Source organism: Butyricimonas sp. DFI.6.44 (assembly GCF_022132345.1).
GTDB classification, from domain to species: domain Bacteria; phylum Bacteroidota; class Bacteroidia; order Bacteroidales; family Marinifilaceae; genus Butyricimonas; species Butyricimonas muris.
On record NZ_JAKNJD010000009.1, the window covers coordinates 220,349 to 241,074 of the forward strand.

The window sequence follows — 20,726 nt, forward strand, 5'->3', positions numbered from 1 at the left end:
ATTTTATTTGTCGTTATTGTTGTTTTCATCACAGAACTTGAAAACTTCCGTGGAATTTTCCCCTAACCATCCGGCTTTTACATTGACTCCGGTCTGCACCTTGATAAAGTCGATATGGGAAAGGTTTGCAGACGTGCCGTCGATATTGAGCGCATCGGAAATCTTAAAATAGTTTCCAAGTGCTCCCGCGTTAGGATTGTCTTTATTGGGCATATCATCACCAATATTATCGGCATATCCCCACCCGAACGGATTATTGGACCACATGCCTGTCGACGGGCTTTGTTCGGTACGTGCTTTCAGGCATGTGCCGTATAACGTATAGGAATCCTCTTCAATCCACAAAGGATAATAAAACTCTTGCGGGTGATAGTTGCCGAGACGGTCAATCGCCCCTTTATTTCCCTTGTTGTCTTGCCATTGGGTGTCCATGTTGGGACCGGGACGGAAATAAGTTACGGCATAGTCCTGAATGGTTTCGGGTTTTCCATATTCAGAACCCTTCAGTTCATACCATTCATCGTTGGGCAAGCCGTCTCCATTGACATCTTGCATTACCCATACAATGCCCGGTTCATTTGACGAATCAAAGGCATTTCCTTTGATGGAAAAATCATAACCGCCTTTGTTTTCGATACTGTGGTCGAATCCTACTACAATATATCCTCCCCAACCTCCGAGAGAAACATATTGTTCATTATCAAGACGTTTTTGTGCGTAAGCACAGGCTGCTTCGTGCGTGCTTTCCCCATTGAAACCTGCTGTATTCGTTTCGTTTACAAATTGTCCCGGAGCCGGAACAAATTCATATACTTTATTGCTGTAAATGGAATTTCCGGCAGCAAAAGGTCTTTTTCCGGCCGCTTCACAACATTTCACCGGAATATTGACACTGACTTCATCGACACCGGAGACCGAAATATTACGGGTGAGCACTGCTTTTGTATCTTGATTGTCGTATTTCACAGTAAAGGTAAGCGTGTGTTCTCCGGTTTTAGCGGGTTTGAAACCGTAAACCAAAGAATTGGCTCCCTCAATCGGTTGCCCGTCCAAACTCCATTGATAAGAAGGCTCGGCACTTATTGATACAAAGGGGCGGACAAACAAAGTACGTCCTAATTCTACGTATTTGGTATTATTCTCGGTAAAATATAAAGATGACGGAACTACGATTTCAATCGGAAGTTTATCGACAACCTCAATAGAAACTGTCTTCTTTGATTGTCCGTCTTCATTTGTTACGGTTAAGGTCAGTTCATAAGTTCCCAACTCATCTTGCTTGAATGTATAAGTATTTTCCGTTCCGACTTCGTTTCCGTTAAGAGTCCACAAATAAGTAGCTCCTTCTGCATTTTGAATGTCGGGTGTAAGGATATACTCACGTCCTGCGACAACTTTAAGCCCTATAGAGGGGGTTACCAATGAAATAACGGGCGGAGCCAATTCATTGACATCCACACGAATTTCTTCCTCTGTGCTGGCATCCCTCGTATCCACACGCAGGGTAACGTAATACGAACCGCATTCGTTGAAAATGTATTTCAATTGAGGCTCGTCGGAAATGATACGACCGTTGCATTTCCATGAATAAACGGCGTAATCGACATTCTGATAGGTCGGCTCAATAACGACCTCTTTTCCTATCTTTACAACGTAGATTCCGTCCTCGCTATCCAACTCAATGACAGGAGGCAATATCACGTCCTGCGATATTTCTTCGTCTTTGTTGCATGCAAATAGAAATATCGTCAAGGAGAATAAAAGCAAATACTTCTTCATTATATTTATAATTTTAATGCTGAAATTCCCTTGAAGAAAGTATTTGATTACAATCTCCATTGGGATATAATAAAAAGGGGCAAATACTTTGCACTTGCCGTTAAAAAGCATTTGCCCCAAATTCATGTTATTCGTTTACGGTTACATCAATATCGTCTATAGCAACGTAAGCAGGAGTGTTCAATCCGTATGCGCTTGAATCGCTTCCTTCGAAATTGATAGCTACAGTACATACGCTGTCACCTAAACCGCTTAAATCCACTTGATTCCATCCGGTACGGATTTTATTGGTCAAACCTGATTCTGCATCTTTACTGGAATCGAAGTTTGCCAAATAGTATTCTACTTCCTTACCTGTAGGTTTACCCGTCGCATCCAACGCAACAAATACCACCTTAAACCATCCTTTTTGTGCCGACAAAGAGCCTTGTGTAAACGAGTTGCCATCCTTCATGACTAAGTAGGTATAAGTCGTATTACAAACCCATACGCTGTTGAATTTACCATATTTCGGTGTACCCTTGACAGGAGTGTTTGTGGTAACGACTCTGTAGCCGGTTGCATCGGTCAGGTAAATCTTCGCACATTTGTCATAGGTTGCTTGTGAATCATTGTATGAATCGCTATAACCGAAAGCTACAGCAAAATTTTTACCGCTATGACCGCCGTTGGGCCAGTACACGCTACATTGGTTTTGATAATCCCCCTGTGTCAGATTATGGAAATTAGAGATGGCAAAACCACCATTCCAAAATTCATATTCCCAAGGCTGTCCGCTTACCCATTCTTGTTCCAAATAGTTAATCGGGAACTGAATGTACGTACCGGTTTGCCCGATTTGAGTGATGTAGCCGGTCGTTACCTGCTTGCCGTTGGCCGTGGCAGAATAGAGATTGTTTCCATACTGGTCAGAAGCCATTACGCTGGAAGGTACGTTATCAAAATCGATAAGCGCATTGGTAGAACTTATCGCGCGGGTTTGAATCGCACTCTCCTCATACGGAGCAAGGAAGTCATCGTCGGATGAACATCCCGTGAACACTGCGGCGGCCATTGCTACAACAGCCATTGCCAAGAATCTAAAATTCTTTTTCATAACTTAATTATTAAAAGTTAAACAAAAAGTTTAAACACACATTCGTTTTTATTGCGACAGATTTGCAACGAATGAGAAATCGGTTATCAAAAAGAATATAGGTGCCTGTGGACGAGCCTCTGTTCATTTTAATCTAATGCCAATTATCCCGTGGTCACTAAATCTATCTCATCAAGCAGGTCTTCTGGCTCATCCCGCTTATCGCGCCTTCCCAGCTTTCACCAGTGGCAAAGAGTGCGATAAACTTTAATAGGACTTACAGCTGCGAGTACAGCTCCGGATTTTCACCGGGATTCCCTTTTAATTCCGTTCGACGCTTCGATTGGAAACTTGACTGGTGCAAAGTTAATGGTTATTTTTTAATCTTGTTTCTTTTTCTGTGATTTTTATTTCAAGAAAGGATTATTTTATGGCGCGAATTGTATTTTCATGTTAATCAAGCATTTATAACAACCACGAATAGTCTTTTCCCCTTATGAATAATAGCGTTTCTCAATTATGGTCTCTTTTCATCTCACGTCGGCAATTCTCTTCGGAGAGATTTTATATGCAAAGGTACAGCGTGCGTCTGGTCGTCAAGTATCGCTTTCACTAACGGTTCCCGGATATTCTTCACGGCAGCCTTCCACAAATCGAAGATTGACTTTCACTCCCCACCTCGTTGCAGGGCATAGTCGGACGAGCCTGACTGTGCTCTTACATTGGGCGGTTGGGTATTCCGTTTCATCCCGTACACTGTTTACTTGCCTTATCCGTCCTTTTCCCGCTGTCAGTCCTGCATAAAAATCATTCCCCGACGAGAAGCCAAAAGAGTTTCAAGAAAAGGAAAAAAAGAAAATATTTGACAATCTAAAATTTACAATTATGCACAGCAGGATTTTTCAAATTTCAACGGAGCCGATAGACAAAGAAAACTATCTGAATGAGGACACACTCCAGCAAGGAGACGGGAGCTTCTATGACTATTGTTCAGAAATAGACGAGGAAGACCGTAAAGAGGATATTGCCAATTTGGTCAATCATGCCTTGCCCAAAGGAATGTTCGAGCTTATATCCGATGACACCATGCGCTATAATGGTGGAATAGAGCAATGGAAAGAGGAGTATGTCGCCAATATCAAAAAAAGAGCGAATGCTCTTACGGCAGATAATATGTTGGAATGGGGTTCGACCTATTATCTCAAACAGGCAGTGGAAAATCCGTTGGATGTCGCCTATCATTTCTATTTGGATGGCGATGGCTGCAGTCTTTTGCCGAACAGTCCTTTACGTTTATGGAGTTTGTTTGTAGGCTTGAACCGGGAACGATACTCTACATCGGAGGAGTTGTTGATTACCACTTCTGATGTTTGTCCGAAACATTGGCAACCACCCGCCTCAAAAGTGGGTGGTTGCTCTCTTTTTTGCACAGGCTCCCCGGTTACTTTTATAAATATGCTCTGCAGAGCTTCCGCCACCGGTTTCACAGCCGGTATATTCCTGTTTTAAGGGTATAATCCCTTCACAGCCCCGACATACGCCGCAGGTCTGTTTTCGTGTGCAAAGGTACGGTGGACGAACATTGCCCAAGTACCGCTATCGCTACCTGAAATAAAATTTGACGACAACTTTCCGTAATCGGAGATGACGGTATTTCATAAAATTTCATTGCAGGTTCCTTGCTCATCGTTCTTGCATCCCCCCGTTTGTGACGCACATGAAAACAACCCCTTTGGGCGAAGTCAAAAGGCTTCAAGAAAAGGGAAATAAAAAAAACAATAAATCAAAAGACAATGAGCAAGTACGATTTCATCAAGCAAGGCAACCTCCTTTTTTGGCACACTGCCGATAATGATATAGAATGTCGAATTATCTCAACTCCCGAAAAAGTGGATAGTGACAGCATCATCTTAATCTCAACAAGCTCTTCCGAGACAGAGGTTTTGGCATCGGAGTTATTACCTATTGGCTCATCAAGAAGCCACAAAGAGGAGTTTATGCGCTGGAAGAAAGAGCGTGAAGCCGAGGGCATGGAGTTTTTCAGCCGGTTGTCCGAAGTCATGGAAACAGACAGTGATTTGGCTGTAGGCGATATGGTGGCGTTTACAAACGACTACGGGGTGGTATTTGGCCCCAAAGAAGTATTAGCTTTCAGAAAACCTTGGAATGGCTATAGATGCGTATATATCGACAGTGATGCTTATTGGTTTCCAGACCGTCCCGAACAACTCACCATACTCAGCAAAGGAGGTACAGAATGACAACAAACGACATACTCAAACGACTTTGCGGCAATATTGCCGCAGGTCGTTTCAACTGGCGAAAATACTGCACGCCGCAATCTTACTTCGGTTGGGAGATTTGCGTTACCCCTCTGCATTGCTCTTACGGACAGATAGGCTACACCGTTCATTTCCCTTATACCAATATACCGGAAGTGGAATACGATTGGGAAATGGGCAAACTGACCATTGACGGCGAGAAATGGAAAAGTTATTTGCGGAACGAATAATAATAAATATCAATATGGCACAGAATTTTTATACCAAATGGCAGGACGCTATACTTGCAGATGCAGGAGACTATGTTTCAAAAGAGTACCGCAGTTTCCAGACAGCATTGGTGCGTGAGATTTCCAAATATGCCGCAGCCGTTGGTGCAAAGGTGGCTTCCAATTCAAAAGGGCATTATGACACCTCCTGCTTCATTGAGCGCAACGGCAAGTTCGTTTACATCAGCCACTCTTCCGGTCTGTCACGAATGGGCAGCGGCGTAAGAATTGAACTCGATTCGTTTCTGATACGGACAGCTCAAAATGGAAAGGACTACCGAGGGGGATGTAACCAGTATTGCGACATAGCAAATTTACAGTCTATGATAGACGGTTTGTTGGGGAAATAAACTGCAAAAAAGATGCGGAGCCAACCAGTTCCGCATCTTTTTCTTTCCATCCTTACCGGCGCATACCGCTGCCGTATTCTGCCTCTTGTAGTTCTGCCCGATACTCTTCCAGCTCGTTCAGCTTCTCGTTCACGGCTTGCAGATTGGCATCCAGCCCGACATTGTGGTCGTAAGGGAAACGATGCTGCGCGACCAGCCCGGCATTGGTGGGTTGCCCGACATCAAGCGTATCGGATTCCTTGTTATATTCGACATATAGCACTTCACCGTTCGGCATCTCGAAGGCCGGAATCTTTTGATACGCCAAAGCGGAGAACTGTTCCGCCGCCATCTCCCTGGCAACCCCTTTTATTGTATCTCCGGCGATATCGACACCGTAACGCCGGATATGGTCTCGGATTTCCTGCTCCGTGAATTTCAACATCACCTCGTAGGTTCCCCCGACACTCCCGTTGTACACGACAGCGAAATTCTCATCCTCGGCAATAAGGCTGTCACCCTTGTTGTTCGTGGCCGATAAATAAGTATGCTGTTCGTTGATGCCATTGCCGTCGTAATACTCCTTGGCAAGCGTCAGCAATCCCTCGTAATCGCCTTTCTCCCGAAGTTCGTCAAGCTGCCTCGTGTCATCCGAAAATTGGAGATACGCAACAGAAGAATAAAATGTATTCTCCTTTGCTGCCGCTCCGTTTTCCTGCTTCTCGCCGACATTTTGTTCCAGTTCTTGCGCTATCTTATCCACCTTCTGGGTAATCATCGAGGTTGCCCTTTTCACGTCCAGAAGCGTTGTCTTGATGAACTGTGGCGATTCCTTCAGCTCATCAAGCCAACCTTTAAGATACGCGCAACTGTCCTCCTTGATATGCTTGGTCATGCCGTAACGCTGTGCGACCAGTGCGCTGCCTAACTCTGCCACCAGTTCCTCACGGGCATATTCAGGAGAACCGAAAGTAGTCGGCTTGAACCTGTCAAGTACGTTTTCCGCTCCGGTGGAGTGCGTCATCTCGTGGAACAGTGTCCCGTAGAACGATTCTCCCGATTTGAACTGCTCCTTTTCGGGTACGATGATTTCGTTCTTCGTGATGGAATAGTAGGCGTCATTCTGATATTTCGGCGTAATCGGACAAATCCACAGGTTATCCCTTATCATCGTATCGACTGGGGCAAAACTGAAATGCTCGCCCTCCTCGATTGCCGGACGCGAATTTTCTCGCTCCAGTTTTTGCCACAGCTCCGGTCTCGCTTCCTGCAAGTTAGTTTGCGCGACATTGAAGACCCGGAACACCTGCATCTTCGGATAGACATTGTATTGTTCCTTTTCGTCATCGGAGAGTTTCTTGTAATCGTCATACTTGATTTTCTCCTTAGTCTCCTTATGGATACAAGTGAACGTGGTGAGCATGACCGGAAAGGATTTTTCACCACGAAGCACGGAGACACGCGGCAGTTCCTCTCCATCCTTTCCGGGCTTATTGAGCTTCTGAACACAATCGAACGTGCAGAAACGGGGAATCTTGTACCCTTCTTTCTCGCAGTGCAAAAGCAGCATAAAAGCATTCATCCCGTTGTACTCGCGCCCGTGAAGGTTGCGGGGCCACTGTAGCGTACCCTCCGTAAACCAAGGCTTTTTCCAGTCCTTTTGAATGCCCTCGATTTTCTCGATCATCATTTCGGCGAACAGGTCAAGAGCCTTGTCCTCGCTGTTCGGTCCGTCGGCATTCTTCTTTCTGTAACCGGCCATAACCCTTATTGATTATAGTTAGACGAATCCGCCACATATTGCGTCAGTTCCTCCATCTTGCAGGAAAGGTTGATTTTCCCGTTGTGTGCCGACAGGTTCATTTCACCTTTGGCATCCACCTTTACACCCGGCTGCAACCACGCTTCGCGCTCCTTACCGAAACAGAAGAAGCGCACCCACTGGTACTCGAAGCCGTCATCGACCTTCTCTGCGCTAAACGCCGAGAACACCGTATAAGGCTGGTCTTTCTTATCCCTTTTTTCCTCGATGTTCTGGCCGACCTTACCACGAAACACCAGCTCGCCCTTGACGCAATCCGCATCATCCGTAGCGGCATTGCAGATTTCATCGGCGAACAGGTTGAAATATAGCTTGTCGCCCCGGCGTTTGAGATACATCGTACCCCTCACTTCTACACGGGAGCCGTTCCGATAACCGGCGGCTTCCTCCTGACAGCCCTCCTTGCGGACATCCACCTCGATAGTGTGCCCGCCACCCGTCGCCGGAATCTGTACCCGGAGCGGAAACACCAGAAATTCTTTCTCTTCTTTATTCTTGCGAACCGACGCATCGCGGCCGATAACGCCGCATACCGTAACATTACATTTAATCATCTGTTTTTTGTCTTTAATGATACATGGATCATCCGGACAAGTGATACATGGGTTGATTGATGTTGAACTGTTGTAGAGTGCGGTCAGTCGGGTGCGCGTATCATCGCCCAGACCATCCATCCGGCGATGGCTAATTGCACGCCCACGACAACGAGCGTCCCGATCCATCCCAACAGCAGGTAGCAGAACCGGAGGTGCAACGCAAGGAGGGAAACTCCCGCCAGACACTTGCATAGCTGTATCATCACGCATTTTATCATATCGCCATGCCTTTATCTTCGCAGGTTTTCCGTTTGTCCCTGTTGCCGGGTCATCCCCTGCTCAAAATTCTGTGAGGCCGCTTCCGACAGGATAACCGTATTCAGCATACCGGTTACACGCATCTGTTTGGCCTCTTCCGTGAGTGTACCGTTGTTCAACGTGGCAGACAACCGGTTCAGCTCGGAAGCGGTCAGCTCCCGCGAGACATGCAGTTCCCCGTTGTCCGCTTCCAGAATGGCCTTGCCGTTCTCGCCGATAGTCAGGTCGCAGTTCTTCATATTCGGCAACAACGGCTTCAGGTCGATGGTACGAAGATCCATCGCGGCGGATATCGCCGTCTTCTGTTCCTCTTCCTCCCGGTTATCAATCTGTGTGGCTAAAAGCATCAGGGAGGCGAAAGCGGTCATCGCCATCTCCACAATCGGGTCGTTGCATCCCGATATTCCCACACCGCTATCCTCCGACGAAAGGAGTTTTTTCATCCATCCGTCTGGCGAAAGGTTCTTTTCAGGCACGGTATCTTCCGCCGCCTTGTATTTGACGAGCAGGTCATTTCCGTTGTGCAGCATTTGCAATTTGATATGTCCTTTCTGTGCGATTTCAGCCAGATACGCCGCAGGGTCTATATCCCGTTTCGTCCCGTCGGCATAGATATTCTTCACACCGAAATGCAGATGTTCCCCGGTCGTCCGTGTCCCCGTATTGCCCGATGTGCCAAGCCGTCCGCCTGCCTGTACCGTATCGCCGACCTTGACGGAAATCTCCTTGAGGTGCATATAGGTACATTGTACCTTGCTGCCGTCCGTCCGAGCATATTCCACCGTCAGCGACTTGCCGCCGGGTGTATTCTTGTTCTGGTTTACCGCCACGACCTTGCCGCCGCTCTCCGTAGCCAGTACCGCGTCGGCTTTGCAACGGATATCCACGCCCTTGTGCATCTGTTGCTTTGTGCTGTCCAACGGGTCTTGCCGTGTTCCGAACGGAGAGGTAATGAACAGAAATTCCTCCCGTTCCACCGGGAACGAATACCCCGTTCCATGTTCCGCACTCTCGGAAGTCTGGAGCGGATTGTGTTCCACCCCGAACTGCCGGCCTTGTGCCGTCATCTCCTGCATCACCTGTCTGTCATACTTCTGCAAGCCGTTCTGCTCAATGATTTTCTGCAGGTTCTCGGCATACTTGCCGCCTGTGGCGTAACCGGCTTTCTCAATGCTTTGTGCCCAGCCCTTGTAATCGTCCGGGGAGAGTTTGAAGCAACCGGCATAGCGGCTGTTCTCCTTCAAAAAGCGGGAATGATGCTCGTATGAATCACCCACGCTGTCATAGCTGCAGAACTTTTCATTCGGCTTATCATCGGTGTAGATTCCGTATTTGCCGCCTTCGGCAATCCACGAGGAAGTTGCCTTGATGCCGAAATGGTTGTTCTCGTTCCTTGCCAGACGGCTCTGTCCGTTGCTGCTTTCCAGTATGCCTTGCGCCAATGTGACGGAAGCCGGGATGCCATACCTTCGCATCTGTGCCATCGCATAATCTGCGTATTGCAGTGCATATTCCTGATTCTTGGTCATAATCGTCACTCCTTATCTATGAATACCCCTATGTGTTTCCTGCTCGTCCTGCCGTTTATCCTGTAGCTCTATCTCACTGATGGCGACACGCTCACCAGCACGGACAAGTTTGGGCAGATAGCTGTCCAGTTGCGTCCTTGGGAACTCTGCGAAAGCCGAAAATCCACGTTCCGGATATTTCTTCATCGTAATCCCCAATATATCAGCTCCCTTTGCCGCATCCTCATTATAAAGCCGATAGACTTCTCCTGCACGAATCAGATACAGGGCGTCGGGATGCTTTTCCTTGAGGTTGTCCCAAAACTGCCGTTTCGGAGACATATTTTCATCATTCGTCTCTTCCGACCGATTTTCCGCCACCACCTCATTCTGTTGCCGTACCTGCTCTTCCGCTTTCTGTTCCCCGACGGATTGTCCCTTTTGCAGCACATCGGCAAACAGCGTAGCCGCCAAATGCCGCTTGTAGCCGTCACGGTCTTCCGCCACCCACATCCGTTGCCACTGCTGTGGAGTGACGCTGCGGGGCTGCAGCTTTTGTCCGTCGATGGTTGCCACACACTGGATTCCATCCTGCCTGGTCTTGAAGATGGCAACACGCTGAATACGGTTCAGGTCAATCTCCGGCGTATCGCTGCCGAACAAATCCACTTTCAGGTCGGGTTTGACCTCCGCCAGTGCATAATACTTGTGCGCCAGCTCCATCCGTACCTTGTCGATGTTGTCCATCGCCTGCTTGAGCGTGGAGAAAAAACGGTTCACATCCTCCTTGTCGGGATAGACGCTGTACCCCTCCTTGTTTTCCGGCTTGATATAGAGTGCCCAACGGTTCTTGTCATCCTGAATCATCTGCACGGCATCGAACCCGACCTCATTCGCCCGTCTGACAGCTTCCGACACGTCCAGCGTGGAGAGCTTTTCCAACGTGTAGTTCCTTAACCGGGCCAGTGTCACCATTTTTTCATTGAAATAGCTGTCATCGGGTCTGTAACCCAATGCACCGTCAGTATTATAGAAACGCACCTGCTCGATACCCTCTTTCTGCAATGCCCGTTCGATACGCCCCTTGTTCATGCCGGGAATCTCGTTGTTCGCCTCGGTCGAAGCTCCTGCCGGCAAAATGACATCCGCCGATTTCGCCTCCCGGTCGATGACGAGGACGATGCTTTTCGCCGCCTTGTCCGGGTGCTGGCGGATTTCATTCGCCACAAAGTAATGCTTGGGCATCTGTTCCTGCATGGTCGTGGTCTGCCGTCTGTTTCGCAGGGTGGCGTACTCAATTTTCTCGCCCCGTTCCGCTTTTCGGATAACATCAAGCGCATTGTTCACGTCGCTTTCGAGAGCGTCCATTATACACGGGTTTTCCTTGAACTCCCGACACCAGTAATCCACCGTCTTCAGGCTTGCATCGGACAAACGCGCGGGCAGTCCCAGTTCCAACATCTTGATACCCGAAGCCAGTTCCACAACCAACCTTTCATATTTTACCGCATCCTCTGACGGAGCCACACCATTCTTCATGACCATGCCTTCACGGGCAAGTCGTTGTTGATGTCCTGTGGCACTCACGATCTGCCGCAAGGCTTCCTGCACATAATCGTGGTAATGCTCAAAATCCTTTTGGCGCGGCATATAGACCGCATCTTTGTCCGTCTCGTAATGAGGAACTCCGCTACCGTCCGAGCGCACGGGAACGAGGTTGTCCCGCATCTTCAATAGAAAGTCGTTGAACCGAGTGCGCAACCTGCGGTTGTCCGCCTCGGCATATCCTCTTTCCTGAACACTGCCGTCCTGCTTTACCGCATCCTCGTAAGCCGGCTTGTCCACGTAGGGCAACGTCGTCTGGTCGATATTGAAAAGCGTGCGGATTTCTCGGTTGTGGACACCCTTGAACTGTGCCTTCTGCTCTTCGTCCAATTGGAGATAGGCGGTACGGTCGATGGTTTCATTCGGATTGTTCCGGTTGACATACTTGTTCCAGTTATAGAACAGGAACGGTACGCCCTGCTCATGCTCCCGTACCGCAGCCCCCCGTGCCTTGGTTTCACTGTAAAGCGTGAACAGGTTGGTCTTGCATCCGTTATTGTCCGAATGCAAGGCCATAAAGAGGGCATTGAACGGGCTGGCCGAGACCCCTTGCGGATAGAGCCGGGGAAATCCCTTGCCCGATACGTTGAGCCAATGGCCGCCGGCGTTCGATGCCCCGCCCAGTGCGGCAGACAGCAGTTCCGTCTGCTTTTCTTCGGCTTTTTTTTCGATTTGCGACTTTTCTTTCATATCATCATGCTTTTATTGTTCATGGATTTATTGGATGCCCCGTGTGCGCACAATCGTCTCCCGCTGTCCGTCGTCGTAATTCTGCGAGGCAATATGGCGCAACTGGTCGCTCTTGGCAAGCACGGCGTTCGCCAGCGTGTTCAGCGGCAATGCCCCTGCACGGTAAGCCTCCGCGACGGTCGGCGTGAGCTGGATGGTACAAGGCACACGGTCTATCGTGGCGATGAGCGTGCTGCCTTGCAGTACAGGGTTTACGATACGGGAATTGAGCGGTTCGTCGGGATAACGGCGGTACTGGTTTTCCGTATGCACGTCGGCGGACGGCATGGGACGCCCCAACGCCTCGTGTCCAGCCTTGTTCAGCAAGTTCGCGCCGCCCAGACCGACAAGGAGCATCTTCAGCAGCGGGTTACGCACGAACAGACCGGCCACAATACTCGCTATCGGCAACAGGTTGTCCCCAAAGCGCAACGATTGCGTCTTGCCGGTAAAAGCTCCCAGCAGGATGTCGGGCAGCATGGCCATGACATATCCGAGGTTGCCCGTGATATCGCCCAATCCCTCTAATCCCAATGTACCGAGCAATCCGCTCCATCCGTTCGTGTTGGTCTGCACAGCCTCTCTCTCTTGCTTTTCTTCCTCATGTGGAATAACCACCTGCCGTTCCTCTTTCTCCACTTTTTCCCTCTGTTCCATTTCCGGCTGTGTTGATTCCTTTGTGGATTTTACAGCCGTTGCATTCTTATATTTCTCCAAATGCTTCAAATAGGCTTCTTCCTGTCCGGGAGCGACGATGAGCGGCACATCCTTGTACCGTTCGGCACGTTCATTTTTCTTTTCAGGGTGTCCGGGCTTTTCGGACATTTGGAAAGGGGTAAACTTTGGTGTCTGCATCCACTCCAAAAAATTAAAGTTCATCACAGGTATTTTTTTCTTCAACTGCTCGTTGGCCGCCACAATAAGCGCACTATCACCCGTCTGTACTGTTGCAGCCTCCTTACGGAAGTCCGTAAACACGTTCCGTTCGCTACCGAACACACCTTTGCTGATACATTGCTCCACAGAGAGCTTGGGCGACTTTTCAGGCTCGAAGCGTGAGGCGACTGCCGAGATAGCCACGTCCGCCCCGACAAACTTTGCCAATGTCGCCCACGAACCTGCGCCACCCATCATGACGGCATCCGCCGTTGCGCCCAATACCCGACCCGCACCTTTTTCCCATCCTTTCGGACGGTAGGCCGCTTCGCCCCGTGCCTCGATTTCCTCAGCAAGCGGCGAGCGGTTCAAGGTCTGCGAAAGTCCGAGCAAGCTTGATTCTGCGGCTTTGCGGATGATGTAGTCGGCTGACGATTTCGGCATTCGCTCCTTGACCAGCCGGTCGATCATCAGTTCCTCTACCCGGTAGTCCATATAGGCGTAGGCAAGGTCACCGCCCAATTGTTCCGACAGTTCGTTGTACCGTTCACGCCCGATTTCCCGCACGACGGTATCGCGCCATTGCCCGGCCATGTATGCGAGGTCTTGCTGTATCTCCTTGGAGCCGGTAATCTCCGCCTTGCACATTCCGATGTAGTCCTCCGTCGTCTTCGAGTTCCATTCGCCCGTAACCTTGAGTACCTGGTACGGGTCGCCCATCGGCTGTGCCGCAGACGCCATTGCGCTGAGTATGCCGCCCAATGAGGTGGAATACTCCCTCATTTCCTCGCCCTGCTTCTTCGTGAGGAAAGCCTGCGTTTTCGACATGACGGGAGCGAGATGGCAATGGAAATAATCGCTCACAAGACGTTCTATTTCCGCGAATTGCCGGCTATGTCTGATTCCATCCATGTTGTGTATTATATATTTATCTGTTTCAATAGCTGTTCTTTCGTCTGCTCGATGGCGTTGTGGTAAACCTCCATCTGCCGGGGAAAGAACTCTTCCAGCCATGCGTCCTTTTCGATGTTGTCCTGCATGAACCGTATCGCCTGCTCCCGTTCGATTTCGACGGATGTCTCGCCCTCTTCCCGATTGTTGAACCATGCCTTGGTCCACCAGCGCACACCCGCCCGGTCGGGATAGACCGTGACAAGCCTCGGTATGTCGAAGCTCTGTATGTCGATGTCCAGTTCCGCCAACAGGTCTATGATGCCGCCATAGGTCAGGGCTTCGTCATGGAGTTTTTTTTTATGTCGCTGCTCGCAGTGGAGAGGTACACATCATGCCGCAGGGCGAGGTAATGCAGGAAATCCGCAATAAGGAGGTTCTGCACCTTGCAGGCCAGCGGCATGGCCTTGTGTCCCAGTCCGAGCGGATTGGCCATGCTCGGCATATTCTCGTAGAAATACTCCTTCATCGCGCCCACCGTGAAGATGTGGCGTAGCGACTGCTCCGTATTCCGGGGCAAGGTGTATGCTCCATGCCGCAAATCCTCCATATAGTGCGGCAGGAAGTGCAGCATCAGTTCCTCTATCTCCCTTTTGTCCCGTTCATAATCGGTTTTCAGTTCCATCTCCAAGCCGGATAAATAGTCTGTCTCGTGTCCGCCGGCCTGACGCATTGCCTGTATGTTCCCGTACAGCATCGTCAGGAACTCCAGCGGGTTCAGTTCCTCGCCCTTGAAGCGGACGGTCATGTGCAGTTTGTCACCGCTCAAAGCTACCGTCTGTCCGGCCTTTACACGCTGTCCGAATTGAGCGAAGACATTGGACAGATTTCCGTATGTCACCTCATACTCCCCGTAGCGGATGGTCTGGCAGATGCCGTGTCCGGAATCGTTGCCCACGCCCGACACAATGCCGCTGGCGAGGGCAGAAAGCATATAGCACCGCACGTTGAAGTCAATGCCGTGATGAAAGAATTTCTCGCCCGTCGCCGGGTCGGTCTGTTCGCCGTAGCCGAGCGACAGCTCCACGTCTTTGCCCTGCTGTTCCTCGAAAGGCATACAATAACCGCTATCGGATTGCAGGATCATTTCTTCTGTATATTTCATGCTGTTTACCTATTGATTCATATCCCTATCTTCTCATCCCTCCGCCATGCGTCTGTTCCTCTGCCGGAAGTTCGGGCGTCCGGGTGCGCTGCACGTTTTCTGTCTCCGGCGTTCGGAAGACACCCGCATTGTTGCCGATGAGCATCATGCCGAGGAATGCGCCGGCAATCTTGCCCAGCCAGCCGAAGCGTCCGAATATGAGGAACGCCGCCGCAACCAGCCCGGCAATACTCAGCCCCGACACGTTGCCGCTGCCGAGGTTACGGAAAAAGTTGCCGAACATATCAAGGCCTCCGCCACCGGAGGCTTGGCGCAAAAAGTTCGACACACCGTTCAGCTTGTTGTCGATGCCGGTTACCGCACCGCTGACCGAACTGACGGCTTCCCCGGCCTTGCCCGTCAGTTCACGCACTCCGTCCGCCGTCTCCGCGAGGGTATTCGTTGCCGGTTCGCCGATGACCGCATCGCTCACGATACGCACCACGCTTTTGTCGGTGGTCAGCTTCTCCCAGCCCACATAACCGACCGCACCGCCGATGGTCGCCGTCTTGACGGCCTGACCCGCGCCACGCAAGGTCTGCGAAGGGTGCAGCACTGCCTTACCCATACTTTTGCCGGTAGTCGCTGTAGCCGTACCGACACCTTTCATGGCCTTGCCGCCATATTTCAATAGTGTACTCCAAACGCCCATACGTTGTCTGTTTTTAAGGTCTTACATTTCTTCCTATCTGCCGCCAGCGTCTTTTGGCGGCTTCCACGATATCCCGTTTGTCGGCTGCCGGGCGTGCCCCCTCGTCGATTTCACGCCAGATGTCGCCCATCGTCGTGTATTTCACCGCCTTGGTCAGCCGTTGCAGTTTCTTGTTCATCATCTTGAGCTTCGGACGGATGCCAAATACGATTTCCATGCGCTCCTTCTCCGTCATTTTGTTGTCTGACAGGCACGCCATGCGGATGTCATTCACAATCTCCACGCTGTTCATAATCAGTTCCCGGTAAATGCGGTTCCGTTGCGTGGAGAGAGCAACGGCCAGCGCGTTGGGACTATTGCGGCTTACCTGTCTGGTAAAGTCTCCCATATTGTCCGTCAGCCTTGATATTTCGTGGTAAAAACCGTATATCTGCGCTGCGTAGCAGATTATCGACCGGAAAGAGTCCAAATAGTTGTTGAACTCCCGTTGCAGGTCGGTCGTGGCTTTCACTTCCTCTTTCGTCCACAGGTGTCCGGTGGTCTGTATCAGCATGACCTTCTCCTGGTTCTTCAGCTCCTTTTCCGCCTTGTCGGTATAGAGCAGGATCATCCCGGCAAGCACGGGGTCGTTCTGTGCCCGAACCTTGCCGATACCGATGCACAGCAATAAGATGCCTATCCAAATCGTCCGTTTCATCATTCACCTGATTTTATCGTGCAAGGACGGCAGCCCTGCGCCAACGGGACATGGCCATCCGTGCCGCCTCTCCGTTGTTGCGGTCGAGCATCCCGGCCGTCACGTTGTTCCACACGTCATTGAGGGTATAGTACCGTATGCTCAGGTAGAGCAGGTGCAGCTTCCGGCTGAAAACCGAAAGTTTGTCGTTCAACGCCCACAAGGTCTTGCTGCGTTCCGCACCCGTGAGCATATTCTCTTTGCCGCCCTTGGCCACTGCGTCATTCAGGAGCGTGAAGACCGATACCAGTTCCGTTGCCGTCTCGATATACAGATTGTTCATGCTCATGGAGGCGATGATGCCCTGCGGGTTGTTTCGGATGGCGTTGCCCAATTTCCCTAACGTGAGAAAGATTCTCACGCCGTCGTTGTAGAGATGGGTGCAGGCTTTCAGCGATGAAGCGTAGCCGCTTACCGTCTTGAGATAACTGTTGTACTGCTTCTCCCATTTGTGGATGCGGTTAAACTCGGCGGCGATGCTGTTCTGCAGCATAGCTGTCTTCGTCTGACCATTTATCTGTTTCTCTATTTGGTCATTGATAACCTCGTTGCCCTCGGCCAACGCCATCCATTCCAACGGATTGGACGCCGTGATTTGGGCTTTTGCCCAGTGTGGCATCAGGCAGAGGGCAAAAATGACCAGACTAATGATTCGTGATTTCATATATTCCCTTTTTTCGTTTGTTATACTCGACCCGTTCCCGGATAAGCGTTACCACATCGAAGTTGTGTCTGATGCCTACCAAATCAAGCCGGGGTGTATTCCTGTCCATCGAGAAGATGCGTACCGTCTTTAGGCCGCAAAGCTGCTGCATGAGGCTTTGGTGTTCCACAAAGTCCACGATACGATATTGTTCCATGTAGTCCGTCTTCCGGGACAGCACCCCATGCCTGCTGATAAGCTGCTCGCTACCGATGTGGTAGCGTGTCCGGCGCAGATAGATGAAACGGTACAGCAATGCCAAAGAAAGCAATGCGGCAACCGATACGGCAAGAGCTGTCAGAGGCAGTCCCTCCATGCCACCGTACACCCATGCTGCACAGCACAATACGATTGCGGGCAGCTCGTCGATGACGAACTGTCCGGCGTGCGGTTGCAGCACGATGCTTTGGAAATGTCCTGTGGGTGCATCGGTCATCATCGGCGAAAGTGTGTTTGTTGTTCCTCTTCCGGTGACTGTTCTCTCGCCTGTGTCTCATCGACCGTCTCTTCCTGTTTCTGCCCGGCCAAAAGCTGTTCGTTCCAGTCCTTGTTGGGATAGGTAGGCTGTTCACGGACAAAAGAGGCGTCATTCGCCTTGTCCAGACCGAGGAACTCCCGCAATCCTTCACGGAACTCCTTGTAATTTCCGTTCATGATATCCGTCTGTTCCCGTATGTCGTCCGGATGGCACAGGCCGCTCGAACGCATCGACATGGCTTCTTCCCATGCGGATTCATATTTCCCGTAGCTCGACCGCAAAGCGTCGGGCAGCAGGTCTATGTCTCCTTCATCGAGGTTCTTGCCGTCAGCGACGGAATCCAGATAAGGCTTCCGCTCCGGTGTCTCCTCGATGGTGGAACGGACAGCCCGGTACATCTCCTGTTGCAGGTTCTTGGCAAACTCGATTCCCGCAAGGTCGGTATCGAAACAGATGTGTTGCTTGGCAGGAAGCGAGAGCGTGAGGACACCCCGCATCTGTTCCACCGTCGGGTTACCGCCGGTAGATATGAAGACCGCTTTCCGCAAATCCTTGTCGTTGGCCTGATGAAGCTGGTAATAGGCCATCGCGTCGTATGCACTCTCGAACCAGTAGATATGCTTGGCTTCGGTAAGCGTAGTTTTGGCTGGGCTGGCAATCCATAGCCCTTGGCTCGAATTGCTCCCTTCCGCCTTCCCTTTATAACTGCCGCTGCCATCCATGCGAGGGCGCCCTCGCTCTTCCAGACCGACAACCTGTCCCGTATCTTTCGGAACGGTCAGCGGAAAGGCGAGGTTGGTGTATTTCATGCCGTCCTCACGGTGTTTCGTCGCCAGACAAAAGTTCCGGTGGAAGGCGTATTGCGTGTAAAGGTCGATGCCCCGATGCTTGAAGAACGGATAGAACTTCTTTTGTGTCGCCCGATCCTGCGGATTGAACTGGTGAATGTCGTAATCCGCCATGTCAAACGGCTTCACATCCCGTTTAGGCTGGATAATCCGGGTATCCCGGTCAGCGACGGGATGGTTCAGCAACCGGTTGCAGACAAGGTTTACCAGTCGGTCGGGAGACACACCGGCATGGTATTCCGCGAAAAAATGCGGATGCTCCTTGATAAAGGAAATGATGTTATACGACTTCTGCTGTTGCGGTTTGAAACAACATTTCCCTTGCTGCGTGACAATGAATTTGTCGTTGCGGATGCGCCGCCCCTCGCTGTCCAACCGGACATACGAGGGATAGCGCAGGCCGTCACGCCGGTTCAGGTGATAGCCCGCGTCGATAAGCACGTCCTGAATGTTCAGCCTGCGCAGAAAATCGTCATAAGTCAGTTCGCCCTCTCTCATGGTTTACCTCCCCATTCTCATATCATTGATTTCACGGTTCATCTCTGCCTCGAAACAACGGATGGCCACATCCCTCGGCGTATCGACACCCGGCTTGAAGTACGGGCGTGGCGGACCGCCGAAACACTCGCCGTAGAACTCCGGGGCATGGCAGTGATGGTGGATGCCGTGTGCGACACCCGCCGCGACTACCGTACCTGCGGTGAGGGCGGCAAAGATTTTCGTGCCGAGACCCCGCTGTGCTTCCGGGCGTGTTTTCATGTCCACTTCGCTGAAAATCTTGGAAAAGAGCTTCATCCGGTGATAGTCATCCACAGCAAGGAACTTGTCGTAGTCCCGTTGGGTTATCTCATGGCTGATAGCCTGACCGTCGATAACGGCGGTCATCCTGTATTTCCCCTCGGTCTGTGCCGGTTGAACGGCTATCTGGCTCACTTCGACTTCCCGCCCGTGTTTCTCTTCCCGATACCATCCCTTGTTTTCATTCAAAAACTGGAGGTCACGCCCGTCCACTACCGCACCGATATTTCCCTGTACGGATTCCTCTTGCTGTTGCAGCGAGGTTTTCACTGGCATAAAAGCCTCTTGCTCCTGCCGTTGGCGTTGTTTCAAATCCTGCTGTACTTCGGGATGCAGACCGATAGCGATGCGTTGATCGCTGTTGAGAGCCTCCATCGTCACTTTGTCGGAAAAGTCAGCCCCGATAATGCCGTTCAGCAGTTCCAGACGTTTCTCTACGGGCTGCTCCTCGATGGGTGCGGCAACCAGTGTCCTCACTTCCTCTTCCGTCAGGTCATAGACCATATCGGCTTGGACGCTTTCCGACTGCACGGTCAGCGTCTGCTTTTCCGCATCCACGACAAGACCGTGCGAGGCAAGGCACTCCGCCCATTTCTCGTTGGAGAAATAGACCGGAGAGGCTATAAGCTCCTTGTACGGCCGTGCCGGTTCCTTGCTGCGTGGACGGCTGACCATCGGCGTGATAGCCGCCTGCAAGTCCTGCAGCACATCCCGTTGCTGTACGGGCTGCTCCTGTTGATGCCCCTTGTAATAGAAGCCGTAACCGCCTGATTGCAGTTCGCCGGGCTTCATGCGCCCGTCGGGGCGTTCGGGTACGATGGACGGCCCCGGAAAGAACAGTTGGCCGCCGACCCTGCGAAGGTGGAAGCCCAACTGGTTGCGAGGTGTCCAGCCAAGGAACGGCGGGGGCATTCCCATACGCCCCATGCGCCCGTACTCGCCGATGACGATGCGGTAGCCGTGCAGCCCCATAGCCACACGACCGTTGGCATTGCGGGCATGGACGAAGTTCTTGGGCATATAGAAGTCCTTGCCCACGATGCTCGTCAGCACGTTGTAGGCCTTCTTGTTGGCAGTGTTCGTTCCCCAGTCCGTGAGTGCCAACATCTGACGTTCGGTGATCGGATAGACCAGCAGGGGCGAGTCATGTCCCTGCACGATCAGCCGATACCCTGCATCGTCAAGTGCAACATGGGCTTGAAGCCCGTTGCGCATCAGCATATCGCGCATTTCGGGCTGCAAGTCCATCTGCCGGGGATTGGTATTCGTTCGTATCGCCATAGTCTGA

The 20,726-nt window shown here is 51.0% G+C and carries 19 protein-coding genes, 1 pseudogene and 1 riboswitch; of the genes and pseudogenes, 4 read left to right on the forward strand and 16 right to left on the reverse strand.

All coding sequences use genetic code 11. The features are described from left to right. Positions 1–3: 3 nt before the first annotated feature. Positions 4–1,905, reverse strand: a complete 1,902-nt coding sequence (locus tag L0M98_RS14010) for a PKD-like domain-containing protein (protein ID WP_138350491.1) — start codon at positions 1,903–1,905, stop codon at positions 4–6. A gap of 1 nt (position 1,906) precedes the next feature. Continuing rightward, positions 1,907–2,875, reverse strand: coding sequence for a DUF4465 domain-containing protein (locus tag L0M98_RS14015; RefSeq protein ID WP_004320565.1), 969 nt, complete (start codon positions 2,873–2,875; stop codon positions 1,907–1,909). A 157-nt stretch (positions 2,876–3,032) separates the two neighbouring features. Beyond that, positions 3,033–3,224, reverse strand: a riboswitch (cobalamin riboswitch). A gap of 515 nt (positions 3,225–3,739) precedes the next feature. Between L0M98_RS14015 and L0M98_RS14020 the strand changes: the two are divergent. The 4 genes and pseudogenes from L0M98_RS14020 to L0M98_RS14035 all read left to right on the forward strand — a co-directional run bounded on the left by L0M98_RS14020 (position 3,740) and on the right by L0M98_RS14035 (position 5,755). Beyond that, positions 3,740–4,221: pseudogene (locus tag L0M98_RS14020) on the forward strand (hypothetical protein). 426 nt (positions 4,222–4,647) lie between these two features. After that, a complete protein-coding gene (locus tag L0M98_RS14025; protein ID WP_004320562.1) occupies positions 4,648–5,115 on the forward strand; it encodes a hypothetical protein in 468 nt (155 codons plus the stop codon). After that, positions 5,112–5,366, forward strand: coding sequence for a hypothetical protein (locus L0M98_RS14030; RefSeq protein ID WP_004320560.1), 255 nt, complete (start codon positions 5,112–5,114; stop codon positions 5,364–5,366). The genes L0M98_RS14025 and L0M98_RS14030 overlap by 4 nt, the downstream gene beginning before the upstream one ends. Before the next feature lie 14 nt (positions 5,367–5,380). After that, positions 5,381–5,755, forward strand: a complete 375-nt coding sequence (locus tag L0M98_RS14035; protein ID WP_004320558.1) for a hypothetical protein — start codon at positions 5,381–5,383, stop codon at positions 5,753–5,755. A 52-nt stretch (positions 5,756–5,807) separates the two neighbouring features. Here L0M98_RS14035 and L0M98_RS14040 read toward each other — a convergent pair whose 3' ends face one another. From L0M98_RS14040 to L0M98_RS14105, 14 genes are all read right to left on the reverse strand, one after another. Then, entirely contained in the window at positions 5,808–7,496 is a 1,689-nt protein-coding gene (locus tag L0M98_RS14040; protein ID WP_005680013.1) for a zincin-like metallopeptidase domain-containing protein, read from the reverse strand. A 5-nt stretch (positions 7,497–7,501) separates the two neighbouring features. Then, positions 7,502–8,110 (reverse strand): hypothetical protein, encoded by a 609-nt coding sequence (locus L0M98_RS14045; RefSeq protein ID WP_004320554.1) that lies wholly within the window; start codon positions 8,108–8,110, stop codon positions 7,502–7,504. A gap of 83 nt (positions 8,111–8,193) precedes the next feature. Next, positions 8,194–8,370, reverse strand: a complete 177-nt coding sequence (locus L0M98_RS14050; RefSeq protein WP_004320552.1) for a hypothetical protein — start codon at positions 8,368–8,370, stop codon at positions 8,194–8,196. Positions 8,371–8,382: 12 nt separating this feature from the next. Further along, on the reverse strand, positions 8,383–9,939 hold the full coding sequence (locus L0M98_RS14055) for a glucosaminidase domain-containing protein (RefSeq protein WP_227216624.1): 1,557 nt from the start codon (positions 9,937–9,939) through the stop codon (positions 8,383–8,385). Between the two features lie 12 nt (positions 9,940–9,951). Continuing rightward, entirely contained in the window at positions 9,952–12,213 is a 2,262-nt protein-coding gene (locus tag L0M98_RS14060) for a zincin-like metallopeptidase domain-containing protein (protein WP_004320548.1), read from the reverse strand. A gap of 27 nt (positions 12,214–12,240) precedes the next feature. Beyond that, positions 12,241–14,040, reverse strand: coding sequence for a hypothetical protein (locus L0M98_RS14065; RefSeq protein ID WP_004320545.1), 1,800 nt, complete (start codon positions 14,038–14,040; stop codon positions 12,241–12,243). An 8-nt stretch (positions 14,041–14,048) separates the two neighbouring features. Beyond that, entirely contained in the window at positions 14,049–14,330 is a 282-nt protein-coding gene (locus L0M98_RS14070; RefSeq protein WP_004301295.1) for a hypothetical protein, read from the reverse strand. A gap of 23 nt (positions 14,331–14,353) precedes the next feature. After that, positions 14,354–15,184 carry a M23 family metallopeptidase gene (locus L0M98_RS14075; RefSeq protein ID WP_004320543.1) on the reverse strand — a complete coding sequence of 277 codons (831 nt, stop codon included), beginning with the start codon at positions 15,182–15,184 and terminating at the stop codon, positions 14,354–14,356. A gap of 25 nt (positions 15,185–15,209) precedes the next feature. Then, positions 15,210–15,875: a hypothetical protein gene (locus L0M98_RS14080; protein WP_004320541.1), complete on the reverse strand. Its 666-nt coding sequence runs from the start codon at positions 15,873–15,875 to the stop codon at positions 15,210–15,212. 13 nt (positions 15,876–15,888) lie between these two features. Then, the gene (locus L0M98_RS14085) at positions 15,889–16,572 is read right to left on the reverse strand and encodes a hypothetical protein (protein ID WP_004320540.1); all 684 of its coding nucleotides are present in this window, start codon (positions 16,570–16,572) and stop codon (positions 15,889–15,891) included. A 13-nt stretch (positions 16,573–16,585) separates the two neighbouring features. Continuing rightward, the gene (locus L0M98_RS14090; RefSeq protein WP_004320537.1) at positions 16,586–17,275 is read right to left on the reverse strand and encodes a hypothetical protein; all 690 of its coding nucleotides are present in this window, start codon (positions 17,273–17,275) and stop codon (positions 16,586–16,588) included. Then, a complete protein-coding gene (locus tag L0M98_RS14095) occupies positions 17,256–17,753 on the reverse strand; it encodes a PH domain-containing protein (protein WP_004320535.1) in 498 nt (165 codons plus the stop codon). Before L0M98_RS14095 ends, L0M98_RS14090 begins: the two co-directional genes overlap by 20 nt. Next, on the reverse strand, positions 17,750–19,138 hold the full coding sequence (locus L0M98_RS14100) for a toprim domain-containing protein (protein ID WP_004320533.1): 1,389 nt from the start codon (positions 19,136–19,138) through the stop codon (positions 17,750–17,752). The genes L0M98_RS14095 and L0M98_RS14100 overlap by 4 nt, the downstream gene beginning before the upstream one ends. A 3-nt stretch (positions 19,139–19,141) precedes the next feature. Then, positions 19,142–20,719: a hypothetical protein gene (locus L0M98_RS14105; protein WP_004320531.1), complete on the reverse strand. Its 1,578-nt coding sequence runs from the start codon at positions 20,717–20,719 to the stop codon at positions 19,142–19,144. Positions 20,720–20,726: the final 7 nt, after the last annotated feature.